General features: G+C 73.3%; 4 protein-coding genes and 2 pseudogenes. 3 read left to right on the top strand and 3 right to left on the bottom strand.

Translation table 11 applies throughout. The features are described from left to right. A pseudogene (locus Ari01nite_RS41875) lies at nt 1-964 on the bottom strand (hypothetical protein); the annotation flags it as partial. On the opposite strand from Ari01nite_RS41875, the gene Ari01nite_RS50460 reads away from it, so the two are divergent. Both Ari01nite_RS50460 and Ari01nite_RS41885 read left to right on the top strand, forming a co-directional pair. Then, nucleotides 941-2,035, top strand: a complete 1,095-nt coding sequence (locus Ari01nite_RS50460; protein ID WP_438872283.1) for a hypothetical protein — start codon at nt 941-943, stop codon at nt 2,033-2,035. The pseudogene Ari01nite_RS41875 and the gene Ari01nite_RS50460 sit on opposite strands and share 24 nt — an antisense overlap. Continuing rightward, on the top strand, nt 2,032-3,036 hold the full coding sequence (locus Ari01nite_RS41885) for an HAD-IIA family hydrolase (protein ID WP_203789241.1): 1,005 nt from the start codon (nt 2,032-2,034) through the stop codon (nt 3,034-3,036). Before Ari01nite_RS50460 ends, Ari01nite_RS41885 begins: the two co-directional genes overlap by 4 nt. Here Ari01nite_RS41885 and Ari01nite_RS41890 read toward each other — a convergent pair. Next, nucleotides 3,033-3,230, bottom strand: coding sequence for a hypothetical protein (locus Ari01nite_RS41890; RefSeq protein ID WP_203789243.1), 198 nt, complete (start codon nt 3,228-3,230; stop codon nt 3,033-3,035). The genes Ari01nite_RS41885 and Ari01nite_RS41890 overlap by 4 nt on opposite strands. 104 nt (nt 3,231-3,334) lie before the next feature. Continuing rightward, nucleotides 3,335-3,670, bottom strand: coding sequence for an SCP2 sterol-binding domain-containing protein (locus tag Ari01nite_RS41895; RefSeq protein WP_203789245.1), 336 nt, complete (start codon nt 3,668-3,670; stop codon nt 3,335-3,337). A gap of 110 nt (nt 3,671-3,780) precedes the next feature. Here Ari01nite_RS41895 and Ari01nite_RS41900 point away from each other — a divergent pair. Further along, a pseudogene (locus Ari01nite_RS41900) lies at nt 3,781-4,314 on the top strand (phasin family protein); the annotation flags it as partial. Nucleotides 4,315-4,422: the final 108 nt, after the last annotated feature.

The following is a 4,422-nucleotide window of genomic DNA, read 5'->3' on the forward strand; positions in this document are numbered from 1 at the left end:
CGGTTACCAAGGTGGTGGCGACCGTGGCGGTTACCAGGGTGGTGACCGGGATCGTGGCGGTTACCAGGGTGGTGGCGACCGCGGCGGATTCCGGGGACGCGACGACCGGGGTGGTTTCCGGGGCGGCGACCGCGATGACCGTGGTGGGTTCCGCGGCAACCGCGACCAGGGTGACCGGGGCGGGTTCCGCGGTGGAGACCGTGGCGGTTACCAGGGCGGTGACCGTGGCGGGTTCCGTGGCGGTGACCGGGACCGTGGTGGCTACCAGGGCGGCGACCGCGGCGGGTTCCGTGGCGGTGACCGGGATCGTGGCGGTTACCAGGGTGGTGGCGACCGCGGCGGGTTCCGGGGGCGCGATGACCGTGGTGGTGACCGGGACCGCGGTGGGTTCCAGGGGCGCGACGACCGTGGTGGCTACCGCGGTGACCGTCCGCAGGGGGACCGTCCGCAGGGGGATCGGCCGCAGAGCGACCGTGGCGGGTACCGGGGCGGATACCGCGACCGGGACGACCGTGGTGGCTACCGCGGCGACCGCGAGCAGGGCGGTCCGCGCAGCAGCTTCCAGGGCGATCGGCCCCAGAGTAGTCGGCCCCAGAGTGACCGGCCCCGGGGTGATCGGCCCCAGGGTGACCGCGGCGGATACCGGGACCGGGACGACCGCGGGGGCTTCCGCGGTGACCGGGGTGGCTACGGCGACCGGCCGGCGCACCGGGGAGGCGGGGACCGCGACCGTCCGCAGGGTGACCGCGGCGGCTTCCGGGGTGACCGGGATCGGGGCGGATACCGCGACCGGGATGACCGGGGTGGCTTCCGGAGTGAGCAGGAGCGGGGCTCGGAGGAGCAGACCGCTACGTTCCAGGCGCCCGAGATCCCCGAGGAGATCGTGGCCACCGACCTCGACCAGGAGGTGCGCTCCGAGCTGCGGTCGCTCGCCCGTGAGATGGCCGACAAGGTAGCGCGGCACCTCGTGGCGGCCGGGCAGATCATCGACGAGGATTCCGAGCTGGCGCTTCAGCATGCGATCGCGGCCCGGCGGCTCGCCTCGCGGATTGCCGTGGTGCGGGAGGCGGTCGGGCTCGCGGCGTATGCGGCGGGGGACTGGAGCACCGCGATCGCGGAGCTGCGTACGTACCATCGCATGACCGGACGCCACACCCACCTGGCCGAGATCGCGGACAGTGAGCGGGCACTCGGCCGCCCGGAACGGGCGATTGATCTTTATCGCGGTGCCGACGTCGAGGCGCTGGACAAGTCGGGTGCGATCGAGCTGCTGATCGTGGCGGCCGGCGCGCGCGGTGACCTCGGCCAGCACGACGCGGCCGTGGCGATGCTCCAGGTGCGCGAGCTGACCGGGGACGAGGACGCCGAGTGGGCGGCGCGGTTGCGTTACGCGTACGCCGATGCGCTCCTGGCCGCCGACCGCCGCGAGGAGGCGCGGGAGTGGTTCTCGCGGGCCGCCGCGGTCGACGAGGACCAGCTCACCGACGCGACCGAGCGGCTGCTCGAGCTCGACGGCATCACCCTCGAGGAAGACGACGACGAGGATGACGACGACGAGCCGCGCGACCAGGCCGGCGAGCGGGACGGCGAGCGGGACGGCGACGACGACCTCGACGAGGACGACGACGAGGACGACGACGAGCCGCGAGACCAGGCCGGCGAGCAGGACGACGACGACCTCGACGACGAGCCGCGAGACCAGGCCGGCGAGCAGGACGACGACCTCGACGAGGACGAGGACGACGAGGACGACGTGCACGAGGAGGCCCGGGCGGCGCTGAAGGCCGGCGAGGACGAGGATGACGACCTCGACGAGCTGGACGAGGACGACGTGTCGGGCGAGTTCGACGACGAGTACGAGGACGACGGCGACGAGCTTGAAGACGACGAGCCGGCCGGCGGCACCGACGACGAGGACGTCGCGGCCATCGACGTCAACACCGACCCGCTGCGCGGGGCCGCACCGAAGGACGACGAGGACAAGGCGGCCGATGACGAGTTCGTGGCGCGCGCCGACGAGAAGCGGCCGGAGTGACCGATCGACTGGCTGACGGCTACGACCTGGTCATCTTCGACCTGGACGGCGTCGTCTACCTGATCGACAAGCCGATCCCGGGCGCCGTGGACGCGGTGGAGCGGCTGCGCGCGGCCGGGACCCCGGTGGCGTACGCGACCAACAACGCGTCGCGCCGCGCGGCCGACGTGGCCGCGCTGCTCACCGGCATGGGCGTGCCGGCCGCGCCGGGCGAGGTGCTCACCTCGGCCGGCGCCTCGGCGGCCGTGCTCGCCGAGAAGCTGCCGGCCGGTGCGCCGGTGCTCGTGGTGGGCGCCGACGCGCTGCGCGACGAGGTCCGCGACGCGGGCCTCACCCCGGTGGCGGCGGTCGACGAGCAGCCGGTCGCGGTGGTGCAGGGGTACGGGCCCGAGGTCGGCTGGCGCATCCTCGCCGAGGCGGCGCTGGCGGTGCGGGCCGGCGCCACCTGGGTGGCCACCAACACCGACCGGACCCTGCCCAGCCCGCGCGGCCCGCTGCCCGGCAACGGGTCGCTGGTCGCCGTGCTGCGTACCGCGCTGGACCGCGATCCCGACCTGGTCGTCGGCAAGCCCGAACCGGGCCTGTTCATGACCGCGGCGGCGCAGTCCGGCAGCCGGCGTCCGCTGGCCGTCGGCGACCGCCTGGACACCGACATTCAGGGCGCAGTCACCGCCGGCATCGACAGCCTGCTGGTGCTCACCGGGGTCAGCGGTCCGGCGGAGTTCCTGGCCGCCCCGCCGAACCGCCGGCCCACGTTCCTGGGCGCCGACCTGTCGGCGCTGTTCCAGCCGGCCGAGGAGGCCCGCGTGCCGTTGGCGGCGGCCGGGGCGGGCGGCTGGCAGCTGGACCGGGACGGGGACACCGCGACGCTGTCCGGCGCCGGTGACCCGGTTACCGCTCTGCGTCTGCTGTGCTCCGCGACCTGGGACGGCGTACCCCTGACCGGGGTTCGTTCCGCCTCCCTGGAGGCCACCGCCCGGCTGGACGGCTGGGGCCTCTAGGCGTAGACGTCGAGGCGGCCCGCCACGATCGTGAGCTGGTGCGTGGCGGCGGCGACCTTGGCCTTGTCGGCGGCGATCACCAGCGGGTCGGCGCCGGCCCGGATGTCCGAGACGAGCTGGGCGTGGTGGGCCCGCATCTCGGCCATCGAGGCGTAGGTGGATCCGGTGCTGACGCGCGAAACGGCGTTGCTCATGACAGCTCCCATTCTCCCGGAGGGGGATCCGGGTCCGTTCATCCTCCAGAGGGGTTCCGGCACCGCATGAATTCGGCTGCCGGCGTTCCGGGTTGAGGAGTCGGTCAGAGCAGTTTCCGGAGTTTTAGGAGATCGAACGGGTTGGCCTTGATGCTGATCTGCCGGGACGCCAGCGCGCGGGTGACGTCGAGCCGGCCCTCGACCAGCGCGATCAGGTCGTCGCTCGCGGCGCTCAGGACGATCTTGGCTTTCGGGTCGTCGCCGTCCGCGATGTCGAGCAGCCGGCCGTCGCTGAGGCGTCCGTGGAACGCCGCCGGGAGGTCGGTGACACGGCAGGCGAGCGTACGCTCAAAATCAAGCTTGCCCCGCGCCTCGGCGTTACGTTCCAGCCGGGCGGCGAGGGCGTGCAGCGCCTGCCGGCAATCGTCCACGGTGGCCACCCGGGCCCCCTTCCTCGCGACACCCGCCAACCAGTCCGCACGGTACCTCACTGACTCAGGCGAACCGCCCGGTAGCGTGACACCCGACGTTAGCCCCGAGAGGAGCAAATATGCCGGACGCATGGCGGGCGTATCTGGAACTGGCCCTTGGGCTGACCGAAGCGCCACGGAAGAAGGCCGAGACGGTTGCCCGCAAGGCCGTGGGTGAACTGGTCAGCAAGGGCGGCGCGACCGCGGCGCAGCTCCAGGGCCTGGTCGAGGACCTGCTGTCGGCCGGGATGGCCAACCGCGAGGCGGTGACGAACATCGTCCGGTTCGAGGTGGACAAGGCCCTCGGCGCGGTCGGCCTGGCTTCCGCCGATGAGGTGGGTGCGCTGACCGCCCGCGTACGGGATCTGGAAAAGCAGTTGCGGGAGGCGCAGGCGCGCGCCGATGCGGCCAAGGGTTCGGCTGATGTGCCGGGCGGCGAGACCGGTGGCACGCGGCTGGATCAGCCGGCGCCGCTGCCGCGCAAGGTGGCCAAGAAGGCGGTGGCAAAAAAAGCAGTCAAGGCGCCACCGAACGCGATGCCGACCGCGGGGACCAAACCGGCGTCCCCGGCGGCGAACACGGGTCGCGCAACGGCTGAGCCGGCTGGGACGGCTGTGGCGGCACCGGCCGCCCCGCCCGCGAAGGTTGCGCCGCCCGCGAAGGTTGCGCCGCCCGCGAAGGTTGCGCCGCCCGCGAAGGTTGCGCCGCCCGCGAAGGTTGCG

Origin of the sequence: Paractinoplanes rishiriensis (assembly GCF_016862375.1) — a bacterium.
GTDB lineage: Bacteria > Actinomycetota > Actinomycetes > Mycobacteriales > Micromonosporaceae > Actinoplanes > Actinoplanes rishiriensis.